The following is a 290-nucleotide window of genomic DNA, read 5'->3' on the forward strand; positions in this document are numbered from 1 at the left end:
GCCATCGGTTTATATGGCCACAACGCCGCCGCCAAAGCCCATCTGTTGGCGGCGCTGGCGCCCGGCGCGAAGCGCTTCGACGCGGACCTTTCGCTCGCGGTGCGCTACTGCACGGCGGCCGAGGCGGGGCCCGCCGATTATCCGATCGCCCTCGCCTTGCTCGATGAAGCGCAGTGGTTGGCCATGACGATTGACGCCGCCGCGATGAGCGGCTTCCGCCCGGACTGGGACGCCCGCGCCATCGCCGGCCACCTGCAAGCGCTGACGCGCCACCGACAGGCGGTCGCCAT

1 protein-coding gene is annotated in these 290 nt (G+C 70.7%); it reads left to right on the plus strand.

Annotation, left to right across the window (positions count from 1 at the left end):
* Window positions 1–290: hypothetical protein (locus J0A68_RS23370; RefSeq protein WP_206580521.1), on the plus strand; the 290-nt coding region annotated here is incomplete at both ends.

The sequence above is a fragment of the Algoriphagus oliviformis genome, assembly GCF_017254915.1.
Classification (GTDB): Bacteria; Bacteroidota; Bacteroidia; order Cytophagales; family Cyclobacteriaceae; genus Algoriphagus; species Algoriphagus oliviformis.